Genomic DNA, 15,948 nt, shown 5'->3' on the forward strand with positions numbered 1-15,948 from the left:
CTCATGGCAGAACAGAAGCAAGGCGGCCTTGGCAAAGGCCTAGCCGCACTCATCCCGTCCGGTCCTGATGCACCTACCCGCAAGCCGCGCCTAGGCGATTCCGCTGCGGATATCATCTTAGGCAATTCCACTCCGCAGCCGGGCCGTAAGGGTGGCGAGGGCAAACGCGTTAAAGGTGCCCCGACCATTCAACAGGATTCGGGTTCTAAGTCTTCCAAGAAGCGCCAGTCCACTCCGGCCCCCATTGGCGCGACCTATCGCGAGATTTCTATTGGGGATATTATCCCCAACCCCAAACAGCCACGCACCGTCTTCGATGAAGATGAGCTTGCCGAGCTCGTACACTCCATTCGCGAGTTCGGCCTTTTGCAGCCTGTTGTTGTGCGTCCTTCCGAAGAAGGCGGCTTTGAGCTCATTATGGGTGAGCGCCGTTGGCGCGCTTCCTCCAAGGCGGGCCTGGCCACGATTCCGGCCATCGTGCGCGATACCAAGGATGACAACTTGCTGCGCGATGCTCTGCTGGAGAATATTCACCGCGTGCAGCTCAACCCCTTGGAAGAAGCGCACGCCTACCAGCAGCTGCTGGAAGAGTTCGGCGTTACTCAGAACGAGCTGGCGGACCGCATTGGTCGTTCGCGCCCACAGGTGACCAATATGCTGCGCCTGCTCAAGCTGCCGGTAGAGGTTCAAAAGCGCGTAGCTGCTGGTACCTTATCTGCCGGCCACGCGCGTGCCCTATTGTCCTTGGACGATACCGAGGCCATGGAATACATTGCCAACCGCATCATCGCGGAGGGCCTGTCCGTACGCGCCACCGAGGAGGCAGTCACCCTCTACAAGCGCGATGGTAAGCCGGCCGAAGCCAAGAAGAAGCAGCCGGCACCGCAGCCGCAGTACTTTACCGATTCCGCTGAGCGCCTGTCCGACCGCTTCGATACCAAGGTCACCGTGACCATGGGCAAGCGCAAGGGCAAGATGGTCGTGGAATTTGGTGACCAAGAAGATTTCGAGCGCATCATGTCGCTTATTGAGGGCCAGCAGTAGTCCGAGGCGATGATCCTCGAGCCGGTGATCGAAGGCACGCGCATCCACCGCCAGGCTGCGCGTAGTACCTTTTGGGAGCTTGAGGCTGCGGTCAGCGATCCCGTTTTTGAAAAGGAAGCATGGCTGGCTACCACCCTGCTGTCTTTTGGGCAGTGCGGCTTTACCGTGGGCGAGGACGCCACCATTTTGTTTTGCTCCCGCGAGGATGCCGCCGGCACCGCCAAACTTCCCACAGCACCCATTTCTGAGGATGCGGAGGTTATTACCTCGCTCTTCGTCAAGGCGCATCTAGCGGGGCGTGGCATTGAGGCAGTGCTTGTCGACGCCGCCATTATGCACCTAACTAACCGCGGCAGCTGCGCAGTAGAGGCTTTTGGCTATTACGGTGACCCCGTCACTGCGGCAGAATTTTTGGGCCATAAGCCAGCCTATATCGGGCTAATGGCTTATGACACCCTGCGCTCAGCGGGCTTCGAGGTGGCCGCCGATCACCCAGTACTCCCCCGCCTGCGCTTGGAGCTTCCACCGGAGCACGATGTGCTCAGTGCGGCGGCTGTTGAAGATTTGCTTGCTCGCGCTTTGGCTTAGGTGACCAGGTCTAGGCCTGCTCGGCTTGCAGAAGCTCGGAGAACTTATATGCGCCTGTCACGGCGGTGTCCTGCTCCATGAGGTACATGCGCTTTACTGCAATGACGATGGCTTCGGCAATGTCATCGCGGCGGGACGGATTGGTGAGAATCTTTACGTCTTCTGGGTTGGTCAGATATCCTAGCACGATCTGGATGACCGGCATCTGGGTCAGGCGCAGCAGATCCCAGGTGCGGCCGTGGTTGCCGCAGTCTAGCAGCTCGGTGCGGGCGACGATTTCGCGCTGGATGAACCCGGAGAGGGTCTCACCAATGAGCGAGGAATTGCCCAACTCAGAACCAAAGTAGAAGGTGGCAACACCATTTGCCTTCTCATTGGGGTAGGAATCGCAGGCTAGGGAAATGACCATGTCCGCATCGAAAGCGTTAGCCAGTTCGGCGCGGGACTTGACGTCCGCATCGGAGGTCCGAGGCCGGGAGATGATGGTCTCCATTCCCGCTGCAATCATGCGCCCTTCGATTCGCTGGGTAAGATCCCACAGGATTTCTTGCTCTGAAATATCGCCGAAGCGACCCTTGACCAGCTGTCCAGCTTCGCCGCCGCTTAGGGCGGGATCGATGACGACGCGCTTGCCCGCGAGCTTTGGGCCGGCGTTGCGAACGCGCTCACGCTCTTGGATATTGTGCGCGGAACCACCGGTAATACGACGGCCGAGCAGTCCAAGGGCGCGGATGGTGGCGGGGCCGCACACACCGTCTTCTTGCAGGCCGCAGTTGTGTTGGTATTCTTTCAGCGCGGCGTGGGTTTTAGGGCCGAAGTGGCCATCTACACGCTGCTGGTAGAAACCAAGTTCCTGCAGTTGCTGCTGCAGCTGGGAGATATCGTCACCCACCAGTGTATTTGCGGGCTCGTAGCTGAGCACGCGGCTGCCGAGCGTGTACGAGGCTTGGCGCAGTTCGCGCAGGGTGAGGTCATCGATCTCACCCGTGGGCACGATGCCGCGCGATTGCTGAAAGGCCTTGAGGACCTCAGACAAATTGGCATCAAAGCTCTTGTCGCTCTCGGAGTACTTCTGCTTCTTCCATGCAGAAAGCTCCCCCTTGAAATCTGACAAGAGGCCGAGACGGGCCAAGGTGGCGCGAGCCTCAGCTACACGCACGCTTGTATCGCCGACTCGAAGAACGCGATTCACGCCTTTTACCCCTTTCGCAGCCCGCTTTAGTTTGGGCCGCATTCCAGAATTTCTACACGCTTAATCTAATAGAAATTAGATTAACAGTTAAAGCTGCTTTTTCACTTGCGCCACGATGTCATCTTTAGAACGCAGACCAATAAATTCATCTACCTTCTCGCCGTGGTTGAAAATCAGCACATTTGGGATGGACATGATCTGGAACATGGCGCCCAGATTGCGCTCTTCATCGACGTTAACCTTGGCGACGGTGACTTGGCCGTCCAACTCCTCCGCTACCTCTTCCAGGATGGGGGAAAGCTTCTTGCACGGGCCGCACCATTCGGCCCAGAAGTCGACGACGACGGGCTTATCGGACTCGATGACGTCCTTACGGAACGTATCGGTGGTTACTTTCTTGACATTGCTCATACTGAATTAACGGTTTTCTGCGAGGAAATGTTCCGCATCAATTGCCGCACGGCAACCGGAGCCGGCCGCGGTAATTGCCTGCTGGTAGTGGTCATCCACCAAGTCACCGCAGGCGAAAACGCCTGGCAGGGAGGTCTTGGTGGTGGGTTGTTCAACTACAACATAGCCGTTGTCATTGAGTTTGACCTGATCATTGAGGAAGGAAGAGCGCGGATCATGGCCAATTGCTACGAACATGGCAGTGACGTCCAAGGTGGAAGTCTCGCCGTTGGTGACGTCCTTGAGTTTGAGTCCGCCGACCTTGCCATCGGCTTCAATAACTTCTTCGACGACCTTATTGGTCTCCCACTTGATCTTTTCGTTGGCCTGGGCGCGCTCCAGCATGATCTTGGAGGCGCGGAAGTTCTCGGAGCGGTTCACAATGGTGACAGAGTCCGCGAACTTGGTGAGGAAGGTAGCCTCCTCCATGGCAGAGTCGCCGCCGCCGATAACGGCAATATTGTGGTCCTTGAAGAAGAAGCCATCGCACGTAGCGCAGGTAGAAACGCCGCGGCCGGTAAGTTCTTCCTCACCTGGTACGCCGAGGTGGCGCGGGGCGGCACCGGTGGCGAGGATGACGGCGCGGGCCTCAAAGAGCTCGTCACCCACGTGCAGCTTTTTAATATCGCCTTCCAGCTCAACGGAGTCAACGACCTCCATGCGGAGATCCGCACCGAAGCGGATGGCCTGGGCGCGCATTTCTTCCATGAGCTCTGGGCCCATGATGCCCTTTTGGAAGCCGGGGTAGTTTTCTACCTCGGTGGTATTCATAAGCTCGCCGCCGTACTCGAAGCCCTCGAATACAATCGGGTTGAGCTCGGCGCGTGCCGCGTACAGCGCGGCGGTGTAACCGGCAGGGCCGGAACCTACGATGGCAACATCGTGGACGGTCATTGCTAACTCCCTTAAATCAGAGTGTGGTTTCGCGTAACGCCCTGAGTCTACCCGCCACGCTGACAAACGTCGGTATTAGCAAACTCACCCCATGGCGGCGCGTAGGACTTCCCTCGCTCGGGCGCGGCGGGATTTGATGGTGCCGGGCTTTACCCCTTGGGCGGTGGCAACTTCGCCGACGCGGAACCCGGCGACGTCGGTAAGCACCAGCGCTTCGCGCTGATCCTCCCGCAGCAGCTGCATGGCTTCGCGCACCACTAGCTGCTCCGCTAGGTTTTCGGAAGGGTTATGCGCGAGCAGCGGGTTGCGATCGTAGTCAAAGTCCTCCGCATCTAATGAAGCATTTTCCCTGTTAGAACGGTGGTTCAAGTAGTCATAGCCAGAGTTTTTCACCAGCCGGTGCAGCCAGGTCGATAGCGCAGACTCGCGGCGATAGGAGTGCAGGTTGCAGCTGGCGCGCAGGAAGGCTTCCTGGACCACATCTTGGGCATCATGATCGTTTCTGGTGTAGCGCCGCGCTACCGTCGTCAGCCGCGTGCGGTGGCGTTCCACGATGGTGGAAAAGGCCTTATTGTCCCCCTCAATAAAAGCATCAACTAGTTCTTCGTCACTGCGGTCATGACTGAGCGTCATATGTAGATTCCCCCCCGGATCAACAACTGTTATACACAGTGTGACCCGAGGGGAATTAGGGCGCGAGCGCTAGGCTGTACAGTTTATTGACCAGCCCGCACGCGGAGGGTGCGCCGCAGGTTATCGCGGCATTCCAGCAGGATGCGGCGCAGCGCTCCTGGCAGCTCCCGGTGCAGCAGGCGCGTGGTGGCGGCATCGGCCATCGGCAGCTCTGGGTAGAAGCCGCGGATGAGGCGGTTAGCAATCTCAATCGGGTGCGCGGCCCAGATGTCTTCCACGCGGGAGAAGAACTCCTCCGCGAAGGCCTCCTGCAGGCTAGCTGAGCGCGGGGCATTGAAACCGGTGACCAGTGCGTCGACTTCGGCATTGGAATATGCGCCGGGCGTGAGTGCCTTATCGAACGCGGAGCGCTTGGTCTCCGGCGTGGGGAAGGCGTGGCTGGCGCCGAGGAATTCGGTAGCGCCGGTCAGCGTATTATCGCGCTGCTTTTCCTCTTCGAGCTCGGCCGGGGTTACGGCATTGCGGGCGGCGAGGGCGCGTAAGATCGACCAGCGGATTTCGGGGTCCAAGCGAAGGCCGGCAATGTCACCGGAGAGCAGGGCCTTAAGGCGCGCGGTGCCTGATTCCTCCGGCGTTGCGGCGAGTGCGCGGATGGCGGCGCGAGCGAGCACAAGCTGGGCATCCGAGGCTGGTTCGGACTCGGCCAGGTGGCCCCAGATCGCCTCGGCATAGTCGGTGCGGACCTGCTCGCGGGCGGTGTCTGCAACATAATGCGCACTGGCAAAGTTGGCATTGGCGCAGGCAGTAGCCAGCAGCGTCGTGTTGGTCTCATAGGCTTCGTGCTTGACGACGACCCCCACATAGTCAATCGCCGACATTTCCCCATCGCGAGTGAGGTTCCACAGCGCGGTCCAGATTACCGCACGGGTCAATTCATCCTCGATGTCGGTCAGGCGCTCACTCGCTGTGTCTAGGGAGGCCTCGTCGAAGCGGATCTTGGCGTAGGTATGGTCGGCGTCGTTAAGCAACAGCAATGCAGGGGCCGGAAGACCGGCCGCTTCATCGATGATGGTGCGGGTGGTGCCATCGCCGGCGGGGAGATCGATGTCGATCTCGCGGTACTTGTGCAGGGATGCATCAAAGAGCGAAGCGGTCAGGCGGTGCGGTCGGGTGACGTCCTCGGCGTCTGCACTGATGGCCAGCTCCGCAATTTTCTCGCCTTCGGTGTGCAACTCCGGGGTGAGGGTATCCGGGCCCGAGGTGCGCAGCCAGGCTTGGGACCAGGCATCAAGATCGCGGTCCGTGTGCTTTTTTAGCGCCTGCAGGAGGTCATCAAAGGTGGCGGCGGCAAAGGCGTGCTCCTGGAAGTAGTCGCGCGCACCGGCGTAGAAATTATCGTGGTCGACGTAGTGCACCAGCTGTTTGAGCACCGCCGCTCCCTTGGCATAGGTGATGCCATCGAAGTTTTGGCGCGCGGCATCCACGTCCGGGATCTCCGCCTTGATGGGGTGCGTGGTGGGCAGCTGATCCTGCAGGTAGGCCCAGTTCTTGCGGGCGCCGGCAAAGTTTGCCCAGGCCTCGGTGTAGTCGGTGCCGTGGACGGAAGAATCCGCGCCCATAAATTCCGCGAAGGACTCTTTGAGCCACAGGTCATCCCACCACTGCGGAGTGACCAGATCACCGAACCACATATGGGACATCTCGTGCAGGATGGTGTTTGCACGGCCGGCGTGCTGCGCGCGGGTAGCGCGGGAGCGGAAGATGTAGTTCTCCGTAAACGTCACCAGGCCGGGATTTTCCATCGCGCCGAGGTTGTATTCGGGTACAAAGATGGAATCGTACTTGCCCCACGGATAGGGATAGCCAAAGTTCTGATGGAAAAAGTCCATGCCTTGGGCGGTAAGTTCTAGGATTTCCTCGTCCAGGTGCTCAAACATGGACGCGCGCGCAAAGGCGCGCAGCTGTGCCGAGTGGCTGCCATCCGGGGCGGTCCAGGTGCGCTCTTGGTACTGGTAAGGGCCTGCCGCAAAAGAAGTCAGGTACGTCGACAGCGGCGGGGTCGGCGCGAAGGTAACGGTGGCGAGCTCCCCCTCCTCGTGACGTTCGACTTCCGGTTGGTTGGAAAGGATCTGCCACTTTTTCGGTGCGGTCATGCGCACGTGGAAGACGGCCTTGAGATCCGGCTGCTCTAGGCAGGGGAAGATGCGGCGGGCATCAGAAGGCTCGAGGTGTGAATACAGGTAGGTCGCGTCATCGGCCTGATCGTGCATCCGATGCAGACCCTGGCCGGTGCGCGAATAGCGCGAGTGGCCGGTGACTTCGATGGCGAGCTCCTCCCCTACCGGCAGGCCGTGCAGCCGGATGATGCTGCCATCAAAGTCCACCTCCTGCGGAGTGCTATTGACCTTGACCTCCGCGACGGATTCGCCCAGGTAATCCAGGAAAAGCTCGGGCTCACTGCTGCTGAGTTCGAGGCGGGTAGTCACGCGGTAGGTGGGGCTATCGAGTACCTCCGAGAGGTCAAGGTGGAGGTGATAAGCGCGCAGGTCCACCGTCGCTGCGCGTTCTTGGAGCAACTCGTGCTGCGTCTTATTTTGTGGTGCGGTCATGTCTACGAACTATAGTTACCGCCGTCACGTAAGGTGCGGGGTTGGGGTTCTAAGTTCCGCTGCCTTTTAGCAGCAAATTACCCAGCGGGTATTGGAGCCTCACTGTGAACCTGTTGGATTAGTTTTTGCCGTCTCACACTCTTCAAGTGGCGCAAGATGTCAGTGACCATCAGCAAGCGTCACACCACACTGAGGGATGCAACCTATGGAAACCGTCAGACGATAACACCACACTCACCACTTTCTGTAAACATAAGGCCTAGACCCCACTAGACGCGTGTAAAACAATGCTAGGAACGGCCCTATTTACAGGAAACATTCTGCCACATACCGGCGTAACAATAGGGTGTACTCAAACAGAACAAAACCCGGGACACTTCAGATTTCAGAATCAACCTACGTAGTTGATGAACAGCCAGACGGTCATCGGTGCTTATGGACAGGCAAGTAAGTAGTCCTAGGGGAACTCCCAAAGACTGCGGCGAGAGGATGCGCTTTCCAGTTTTCCCCAGTATGGAGAAGGTGTTCTATCCCGGCTTGGCAAAACATACCGGCCCAAATCTGCGCAGTCATCTTTCCAATACGTTTCGTTGACCTCAACTGCAGCGCCGCCGCAAACTCACCCGTAACTCTGTCGGGCTGGTTGAGCACTGAAAACGCGAAAGAATAAGGATCCGCGCTCAATCTTTTTATCGCTTCGCCAAACTCGTCGGTCTGCTTCACGAGCAAATTCTGATAAATATCATCAGTCTGCTCTTGCTCTTTAGCTGAAACAGAAATATAGCGCTCAGTGAGCGTAGTCAAACTGAGTAATGGTATGTTGACGAGTTCTGTTTTTGAAAAAACACCAATTCTCGCAAGATTCAAGCGGACGTCATCGACCGTCTCGGCCTCGGTTAACCCCCGAGCCCACACATCAGCTTCCAACGCACCACACCTTAATAGAGGCAAACTCCATAATTACAAGTGTAACGATTGCTTTGGAAACTCCACTCACCTGAAGGCGTCTGTCCAAGGGTCGTTACGTTGTATGTAAACTCTGTGAAATATTTTCCATCACCAAACTTTGCTGCGGGCAGGTTGCTTTCATAGAAGTGATGCGCCTGTTGCATTGCGAGGGTGCTGCAATCGAAATTTCCGACCTTGACATCCCGTTGCCATTCGCGATCTTGCCTAAGCTCACAGTTGAGATCTAAATCCATCGGAGTATTTGAGGCAGATTCAATAACTCCCGAGAAAATAGCATCTTCTTGAAGAAAGAGATCTACTCTCAAGTTGATATTAATCTGATCTACTTCTTCGCGAGTTATAGCATCTCGAACTGATAGCACTTCTTCGTAGACCCAAGATGTACCGTTCCCTTGCCCAACTTCATTTCGCAGTACATTTTTATTAATAGGGTGTACGCCAGAGCAGCAGGTGCGATCAGATCAACCTGATCGGCATATAACAATGAGCTCCGAACAAGGCGGAGTTCATTGTGCAAGGCAACCGCACCACTAGTACGTCTACTGGTGGGAGCGGCTCCCACCGTGAGTGTAAAACCGCGGTCTAACCGCTGCTGTTTCCGGCGAGTGTGGCGCGAGGGCCGACTTGGATTCTTTCCCATAGAATCATTATTCACCGATCGTCCCCCGCCCGTCCTCGCTTCGAAAACAACAAGGCTGTTTCGTTGAGTATTATCTCGTCACGGAACTGCTACAGCCGAAAAGCGGATAGCGTCTTGGTGGTAAAAGCACCTTCTTCTCCTTATACACAGACAACGGCTGTCTAGTTCCCTGGTGGCTGTTTTCTGACCACAGCGATCGTGGCTTGCATCCCGCCATATGGAAGTTGTCTTTGAAGACTAGGCTACAATTTCAGGGTGGAATCACAGCTAGTCGCCTACATCGATGAGTCCTCCGCGCTTAGACCCCCAGACCGGCAGGAGTACATGGTGTGTGCAGCCATCATCGACACTCAAGACTTGGAAAAAATACGCGAGGAGCTGCGTCCACTACGACTTCCTGGCCAGATCAAACTTCACTGGACCGACGAACGTAATAGCCGACGCCGAAAAATCGTGGACACCCTTTCTGAGATCGACTCCATGCAAGCGATCATCACCCACCGGAGTGAAGTGAGCAAGAAGACGGAGAGGCACCGCAGGAAATGCTTGGAGCAGATGTACTTCGAGCTCTCCGAGATGCACGTCCACAACGTCACTTTGGAAAGCCGGCAAGAAGCACAAAACAGGCGAGACGTCGCCCATATAGTTGCCCTGCAGGGCCAGGGACAAAGTGCTGGCATCCGACTGCGACACGTACGCGGTGGCGATGATCCCCTGCTCTGGATTCCAGATGCCGTTCTGGGAGCACTGAACTCCGTCCATCTAGGGGAAGAGCAGTACTGGGAGAAGCTGCACGAGAAAGTGATTCTCAACCGTCCCACCCCGGATTCCCTCTAGAGGCAGACGAAGACCCTGGGTCCAGTCGTCCGGCTGGGGTCCCAGGGTCTTCTTCCGATCCTGTCGTAACAGGTGGCAATAACACTAGGGTAGCACCATTTGGCACCATTTGGCACCATTTGGCACCGATAGGCCCCGTCCGTTTCCTTAGCTGGATCGGCGGCCTCATTCTGGTTTCCTGACCAAATCCACATCGACCAAGCCGAACGCAGCGGGCTAAATATCACTCTGTTCAATACCCCTAGACGTTGACACCGACATGCCCTGCCGAAATACAGCAGTGAAGTGCCCCGAGTTTTGTTCCTAGGCATGTGCCTTGATTTCTATTATTTCCTATGGCGGGTTCTGCTTCCAAAATTCGGTTTCGACCTCGACCGGGGTTCGGTATCCCAAGCTTTGGTGGAGCCTAGTCTCGTTCCACCATGACACCCATTTGAGCCCCGCGAATTCTACCTCGACAACATCATCCCACCTGCGAGTATGGAGCAGCTCGTTCTTGTAGGAACCGTTAACGTTTTCTGCCAGAGCATTGTCATAAGAATCCCCGACAGTTCCGGTGGAAGCGGCAATCCCGTGCTGGGCAAGACGCTCGTTGTAGACCACGCTGACATACTGTGAACCGTGATCCGAATGATGAATGAGACCTGTGAGTCATACCTATTGTCAGTTAAAGTATCCTTATGAGAGGAATGTCCCAACGAGCTATTGAAGAAACAGATTTAAATCTGCACTTCAGAGCGCAAAAAATTTTAGCCTTAATCACACTGATAGCCAATATTGGAATTAGCGTCACGGGGTCAATAGTCCGCGTTACTGGATCCGGTCTTGGCTGCAACACTTGGCCGAATTGTCATGCGGGCTCCCTTGTCCCCGTTGAAGGCGCTGCGCCGGCAATCCATCAAGCAATTGAGTTTGGCAACAGGCTATTGACTTTTGTCCTAGTGGTTCTTAGCTTTTCCTTATTCATTGTTGTGCTACGTGCGAAACGTCGTAAGGAGATTATCCTCCTTACTGTCTTTGTTGGTTTAGGGATTGTAGCTCAGGCCATAATTGGTGGCATTACCGTTCTCCTGCAGTTACAGTGGTCGGCTGTCGCTTTGCATTTTTTGGTGTCCATCATTCTTGTATGGATTTCCGCATTGCTCTATTTGAGAGTGCAAGAGTCAGACTGGGACGAACCTTCTCTTGTTATTACCCCAGCATTGCGTGCGGGGGCATTAATCGCAGCAATCGCACTTGCTATCGTCGTCGTCACTGGAACGCTTGTGACTGGGTCTGGGCCACATGCTGGAGATGCTGAGGTTGGAGCGGAAGGACGCTTAGCTTTTGACACATTGATGTTGACTTACGTCCATGCTGGAGCTATGTATGTCTACCTCTTGATTACAGTGGTGGTAGCAATATTTTTACATAAGTCTGGAACTCCAAAGGGCATTCAACGAATCGCTAAACTTCTTATTTTGTTCATCATAATTCAGTGGGGGATCGGGGTTCTGCAAGTTTATTTGGGGGTTCCAGAGTGGGCTGTCCCATTGCATGTTTTGATGTCTACGGTTGTCGTGACATATACCGCTTTTCTATGGGGGCGGGGGAGGAGCCGCACTTTCCTCGCTGAATCTTAAGGCTGGTTCCGGTTGGGCTGATGAATAGACGATCCCTAGCTTCGTCTGTGAAAAGCCTAAAGACTTTCTCTTTCTTAAGCGTTGCTGCTTGGCGTGCAAGATTTTGGTCTTTTGAGCTAACGCGCCCGTATCCGATTTTTGCCCGGAGATTGCTTCGAGCTGTTCAGAAATTTCTAGAGTCAGTAACGGTTCTGTTCACTTGAGGTGTGACTTGTGAGACATGCTCCTCCTGGAGCTATGTATTTTCAATCTATTGTTGTTAATGGTGTCTCACTTCCTTAGAAGTGAGACACTCGGGAAGGCGAGAAGGGTCCCCTTTTCCGACGTTTAAACCATCGCTTGAAATACAAGTAGTCGCTTGTTAATGTCGGGGTGTGCTTACAGAGATTTCCTTATCCATCCCCGCGTCGGATCTCAGTCCCGCCGAGCGGGCCCAGTTACTCGTGCCCACCTTGTCCGCGCTGTCGGATGAAAACCGGTTGACGATTCTGCTCACCTTGGCGGAGAAGTCGATGACCAACCGCCAGCTCCATGAGGTCACCGGGATGAGTCAGGCGTTGGTTAGCCATCATCTGGCTGCCCTGCGCAAGGCCGGACTGGTGGACTCGGAGCCGACGGGTCGTGCCACGCTGAATTCGGTGTGTTGTGCTCAGCTGGCTGATCCGGTGCGCTGGCTGGCGCACCTGGCGACGTTGACGCCGGAGGGACAACGCGCCTGCTGCACGGACACCTCCCTGAGAAACGAGGTCGTTGATGCTGATTAGCGCGCTCGGCACGTTCGCTACCCTCCTGGTCGAACTGCTCCTGCTGTTTCTGGTGATCTCCTATGCGGTCGCGTTGATCAACCGGCGCTTCGGCCCGGAGCGGTTGCAGAGCTGGATGGCTGGTGGAGCGGTTCCCGGTCAGGTCAAGGGACTGGCGTTGGGGGCGATCACTCCGTTTTGTTCCTGTTCGACGATCCCGATGTTTGTCAGCATGCTCAAAGCTGGGGTGGCCTTTCGTACCACCGTGACCTACCTGATCGCTTCGCCGCTGCTCAACCCGGTTATCGTCGGCGGGATCTGGCTGACTCTTACCTGGCAGGTCGCGATCAGCTACGCGGTGATCATGGTGCTGCTGTCGCTGGGAGCACCCTGGGTCTGGACCGCGCTGGGTATGGAAAACCAGCTGCGCAAGGTCAAGGTCAAGGGCGGGCGCCAGCTGGACGGGACCCCGTGGCGTGGAATCAAACAAGAAACCCCGGCAGCGATCCGTCAGGCGTGGGACGATCTTCGCCCCATGCTCCTTCCGATGATCATCGGCGTGGCCATCGGTGCATTCATCTACGGGGTCGTGCCCGAAGACGGCCTGGGATTTATGGCCGGTGGAAACGTCTGGTGGCTGATTCCACTGGCTGCGGCGATCGGTATCCCGCTGTATGTCCGACTGGAGACGATGCTGCCGGTCGCCCTGGCTTTATCGGGTGCCGGGGTGGCCATCGGCCCGATCTTCGCGATGATGATCGGCGGGTCCGGGGCCTCGCCACCGGAAATCTCGATGTTGGCGGCAGTGTTCAAGCCGAAACTGTTGGCCACCTTCGTGATCACCATTCTGCTGGCGGCCATGCTGGCCGGCTACGCGATGACGATCATCCTCTAAACCACGTACCTCTAACGAAAGGAGACCCTCATGGGCTTCAAAGACCTGTTTCACAAGAAGAATACGAACTCCGATTGCTGCAGTGTCGAGATCGTCGCCGACGACGACACCGACACCACCAGTGACCAGGAGGAGGAGCATCCGCAGGCTCAGTCCTAAGCTGCCACGCTCCTGGTATCTACCAGCATGTCCGGTTTCAGGCCGACGACGCTGATGATCAGTTCAGGCATCAACGACCCCGCGCGAGTTCGCGCGGGGTCGTTGATGGTGTGAGGTGGGGTGGTCAGTTCTCGAGCAGCTCGGCAACGAGCCGGCGTACACGCGTGTCGATGTCGTCACGGACCAGACGCATGCGCTCGATCCCCTCTATCCCCCTCCTAGACGGCTCGTCGGTTACCCACCGTTCGCACGTTCCGTGGGCGTCGTCGGGAAGCTCCAGCTGGGCATCACCTTCCAGGATGATCACGCGGTCAACCTCGCACAACAGCTGTGGATCCACACCCTTAGGCACGAGTAGTGACCGGATGGTGTTCCGAAGCCGTCGTCACAACCCTGGTCACCGGGGCCATCTGTGCCAACGCCTTCTGACTCTGACAGTAATTCTAAAACTGTTCTTTTGAGGTGTACCCCAAGCGAACACTTTGTGAATGACAAGATTTCCTGTTGGCTAGGGTTGGCTCCATGACTAACGGAACAGAACCGTCACTGCCTCTGGTTGCGTCCACTAGCGTGGTGTATCTGTTACCCGGGTGAAGCCTCGTTTCGGTACGCATAAAGGCGACCACCGCGGGTACCTTTCGAATCAACTCTTACCTATCCTCGAAAGGAAGTAACCCGCGATGGCCACTGACCCTCATCATATCGATCCGACTGCGTATCTGGAAGAATTGCTCACTCAGGCTTCCCCTGACTTGATGCGCCAGATGCTTACAGACTTCATCAATCAGATCCTCTCGGCTCAAGCAGATAGTGTTTGCGGCGCCGATTACGCCACAGTTCTCCTCAGCGGACTAATTCCCGCAACGGCTACCGCCACCGCAGGCTCGATACCCGCGTTGGCTCGCTTGATATTGCTATCCCGAAGCTGCGTAGCGGGGCATTCTTCCCTGAATGGCTCCTACAACGGCGTACCCGCACCGAAAGAGCTCTAACTACCGTGATAGCGACGTGTTATCTCAAAGGGGTCTCCACTAGGCGTATGAATGATCTAGTAGCTTCTTTGGGCATTGACAATCTGTCGAAATCACAGGTATCTGATATGGCCAAAGAACTCGACGACATGGTCGTTGACTTTCGTACCCGCCCTTTAGATAGCGGCCCTTATTTCTATCTGTCGTGTGACGCGCTGACGATGAAAGTTCGCGAAGGCGGAAGAGTCGTCAAAACCAGTGTGCTTATCGCTACCGGTGTCAACAACGACGGGTACCGAGAACTGTTGGGCATGCAGATCGCCACATCGGAATCCGTGGAATCATGGACTGGGTTCTTCCAAGACCTTAAAGCCCGCGGACTTGGGCAAGTCTATCTAGTTACCAGTGATGCTCACTTGGGAATCCAGGCCGCTGTTGGCCAAGTACTGCCGACAGCCAGCTGGCAGCGCTGCCGCACGCATTTTGCTAAGAACCTCTCATCCAAGGTGTCCAAACGCCAGTGGACCACACTATCTGGAATGTTTCATTCCATCTTCCAGCAAGCCGACGCTCAAGCCACGTGGGACCAAGCACGTGAGGTTGTTGAGTTTTGCCATGAGCGTTTCCCTGATGTCGCCGACTACCTAGAGGAGTCATTAGTTGAAATCTTTGCATTCACACTAACGCCTAAGCCTGTGTGGACGAAGGTGTGGTCGAACAATCCGACAGAACGGCTGAATCGGGAGATCCGGCGGCGTACCGACGTTGTAGGGATCTTTCCTAACCGCAGGTCTGTGATCCGCCTGGTCGGCTCTGTACTAGCCGAGCAACATGATGATTGGATCCAACAAAAGCGCTACATGTGAGAGTGTCTGATGGTTTGTGTGTGGGAACCGATCCCGCATAAGGAGATAAGCCAGAATGACTACTGTGGCGAGACGAGATCCGGCCGATAAGGCCAAGATTGATGCGATTGAAAAGAAGCTTCTTGCTAACCCTGAAATCGCGAAACTGATTGACGACCTAGGCACGTCCACAACGGATGCCAATGACCTGGTTCGCGGCATGCTGCAAGCCTCGATTACTAGGGGTTTGAATGCCGAGATGGATGCCCACCTCGGCTACGAGTCTGGTGATAGGAGCGGCAAAGCTGCAGCTGGGACAGACAATCACCGCAACGGGTCGTACACAAAGACCGTGGATTCTAACTACGGGCCGGTCACCGTGGATATCCCCAGAGACAGGACTGGGACGTTTATCCCAACTATGGTCCCTAAAGGCTCGAGACGTTTAACTGATGTCGATGACATGATTGTCAGCTTGTACGCCGGTGGGATGACAATCAGGGATATCCAGCACCACATGGCAACGGCGATGCGGGTTGATATCTCCCATGAGACGATTTCAGCGGTTACTGACGCCGTCTTGGATGAGGTTATGGTCTGGCAAAACCGCCAGCTAGATGAGTTCTACCCGGTCATTTTCCTGGACGCGCTGCGCATTAAAGTCCGCGATGGCGGCCGGGTAGTCAACAAGAGTGCGTACATGGCAATCGGTGTGGACCTTGACGGCATCAAACACATTTTAGGATTGTGGATTGCCAAAGAAGAAGGCGCTTCATTTTGGGCGCAGGTATGCGCCAATCTTTCTAACCGTGGTGTCAAAGACGTCTTTATCGTCTGCTGTGACGGGCTGAACGTCT

The 15,948-nt window shown here is 56.1% G+C and carries 15 protein-coding genes and 3 pseudogenes; 9 read left to right on the forward strand and 9 right to left on the reverse strand.

The genetic code is table 11. The annotated features are described in order from the left end of the window. Nucleotides 1-3 precede the first annotated feature (3 nt). Entirely contained in the window at nucleotides 4-1,044 is a 1,041-nt protein-coding gene (locus tag MHY24_RS06540; protein WP_239228774.1) for a ParB/RepB/Spo0J family partition protein, read from the forward strand. 9 nt (nucleotides 1,045-1,053) lie between these two features. Beyond that, nucleotides 1,054-1,632, forward strand: coding sequence for a hypothetical protein (locus MHY24_RS06545; RefSeq protein WP_239228775.1), 579 nt, complete (start codon nucleotides 1,054-1,056; stop codon nucleotides 1,630-1,632). A 10-nt stretch (nucleotides 1,633-1,642) separates the two neighbouring features. Here MHY24_RS06545 and MHY24_RS06550 read toward each other — a convergent pair whose 3' ends face one another. From MHY24_RS06550 to MHY24_RS06580, 7 genes are all read right to left on the reverse strand, one after another. Further along, nucleotides 1,643-2,824 carry an N-acetylmuramoyl-L-alanine amidase gene (locus tag MHY24_RS06550; protein ID WP_239228776.1) on the reverse strand — a complete coding sequence of 394 codons (1,182 nt, stop codon included), beginning with the start codon at nucleotides 2,822-2,824 and terminating at the stop codon, nucleotides 1,643-1,645. A gap of 87 nt (nucleotides 2,825-2,911) precedes the next feature. Continuing rightward, nucleotides 2,912-3,235, reverse strand: a complete 324-nt coding sequence (trxA, locus tag MHY24_RS06555; protein ID WP_239228777.1) for a thioredoxin — start codon at nucleotides 3,233-3,235, stop codon at nucleotides 2,912-2,914. A gap of 6 nt (nucleotides 3,236-3,241) precedes the next feature. Continuing rightward, on the reverse strand, nucleotides 3,242-4,168 hold the full coding sequence (trxB, locus tag MHY24_RS06560) for a thioredoxin-disulfide reductase (protein WP_005326022.1): 927 nt from the start codon (nucleotides 4,166-4,168) through the stop codon (nucleotides 3,242-3,244). Between the two features lie 84 nt (nucleotides 4,169-4,252). Beyond that, nucleotides 4,253-4,801 (reverse strand): RNA polymerase sigma factor, encoded by a 549-nt coding sequence (locus MHY24_RS06565; protein ID WP_204610656.1) that lies wholly within the window; start codon nucleotides 4,799-4,801, stop codon nucleotides 4,253-4,255. 83 nt (nucleotides 4,802-4,884) lie between these two features. Next, on the reverse strand, nucleotides 4,885-7,410 hold the full coding sequence (gene pepN / locus MHY24_RS06570; protein ID WP_239228778.1) for an aminopeptidase N: 2,526 nt from the start codon (nucleotides 7,408-7,410) through the stop codon (nucleotides 4,885-4,887). Between the two features lie 423 nt (nucleotides 7,411-7,833). Further along, the gene (locus MHY24_RS06575; protein WP_239228779.1) at nucleotides 7,834-8,337 is read right to left on the reverse strand and encodes a hypothetical protein; all 504 of its coding nucleotides are present in this window, start codon (nucleotides 8,335-8,337) and stop codon (nucleotides 7,834-7,836) included. A gap of 11 nt (nucleotides 8,338-8,348) precedes the next feature. After that, complete coding sequence (locus tag MHY24_RS06580; protein ID WP_239228780.1) at nucleotides 8,349-8,612, reverse strand: hypothetical protein; 264 nt, start codon at nucleotides 8,610-8,612, stop codon at nucleotides 8,349-8,351. 662 nt (nucleotides 8,613-9,274) lie between these two features. Between MHY24_RS06580 and MHY24_RS06585 the strand changes: the two genes are divergently transcribed. Further along, complete coding sequence (locus tag MHY24_RS06585; protein ID WP_239228781.1) at nucleotides 9,275-9,856, forward strand: hypothetical protein; 582 nt, start codon at nucleotides 9,275-9,277, stop codon at nucleotides 9,854-9,856. Between the two features lie 333 nt (nucleotides 9,857-10,189). Here the strand turns inward: MHY24_RS06585 and MHY24_RS06590 are convergent. Next, a pseudogene (locus MHY24_RS06590) lies at nucleotides 10,190-10,498 on the reverse strand (transposase); the annotation flags it as partial. 47 nt (nucleotides 10,499-10,545) lie between these two features. Here MHY24_RS06590 and MHY24_RS06595 point away from each other — a divergent pair. The 4 genes from MHY24_RS06595 to MHY24_RS12060 all read left to right on the forward strand — a co-directional run bounded on the left by MHY24_RS06595 (nucleotide 10,546) and on the right by MHY24_RS12060 (nucleotide 13,275). Further along, on the forward strand, nucleotides 10,546-11,478 hold the full coding sequence (locus MHY24_RS06595) for a heme A synthase (RefSeq protein ID WP_239228782.1): 933 nt from the start codon (nucleotides 10,546-10,548) through the stop codon (nucleotides 11,476-11,478). Nucleotides 11,479-11,852: 374 nt separating this feature from the next. Continuing rightward, on the forward strand, nucleotides 11,853-12,242 hold the full coding sequence (locus tag MHY24_RS06600) for a helix-turn-helix transcriptional regulator (protein ID WP_003849997.1): 390 nt from the start codon (nucleotides 11,853-11,855) through the stop codon (nucleotides 12,240-12,242). Continuing rightward, the gene (locus MHY24_RS06605; RefSeq protein ID WP_239228783.1) at nucleotides 12,232-13,116 is read left to right on the forward strand and encodes a permease; all 885 of its coding nucleotides are present in this window, start codon (nucleotides 12,232-12,234) and stop codon (nucleotides 13,114-13,116) included. The genes MHY24_RS06600 and MHY24_RS06605 overlap by 11 nt, the downstream gene beginning before the upstream one ends. A 30-nt stretch (nucleotides 13,117-13,146) precedes the next feature. After that, nucleotides 13,147-13,275: a hypothetical protein gene (locus MHY24_RS12060; protein WP_003849984.1), complete on the forward strand. Its 129-nt coding sequence runs from the start codon at nucleotides 13,147-13,149 to the stop codon at nucleotides 13,273-13,275. A 124-nt stretch (nucleotides 13,276-13,399) separates the two neighbouring features. Here the strand turns inward: MHY24_RS12060 and MHY24_RS06610 are convergent. Further along, nucleotides 13,400-13,624, reverse strand: a pseudogene (locus MHY24_RS06610) (low molecular weight phosphatase family protein); the annotation flags it as partial. Nucleotides 13,625-13,955: 331 nt separating this feature from the next. Here MHY24_RS06610 and MHY24_RS06615 point away from each other — a divergent pair. After that, nucleotides 13,956-15,109: pseudogene (locus MHY24_RS06615) on the forward strand (IS256 family transposase); the annotation flags it as partial. Between the two features lie 58 nt (nucleotides 15,110-15,167). Beyond that, nucleotides 15,168-15,948 (forward strand): IS256 family transposase (locus MHY24_RS06620; RefSeq protein WP_239228784.1); only part of this gene is annotated, 781 nt, incomplete at its 3' end.

This window comes from Corynebacterium sp. ACRPQ, from assembly GCF_022347225.1.
Lineage (GTDB): Bacteria > Actinomycetota > Actinomycetes > Mycobacteriales > Mycobacteriaceae > Corynebacterium > Corynebacterium tuberculostearicum_D.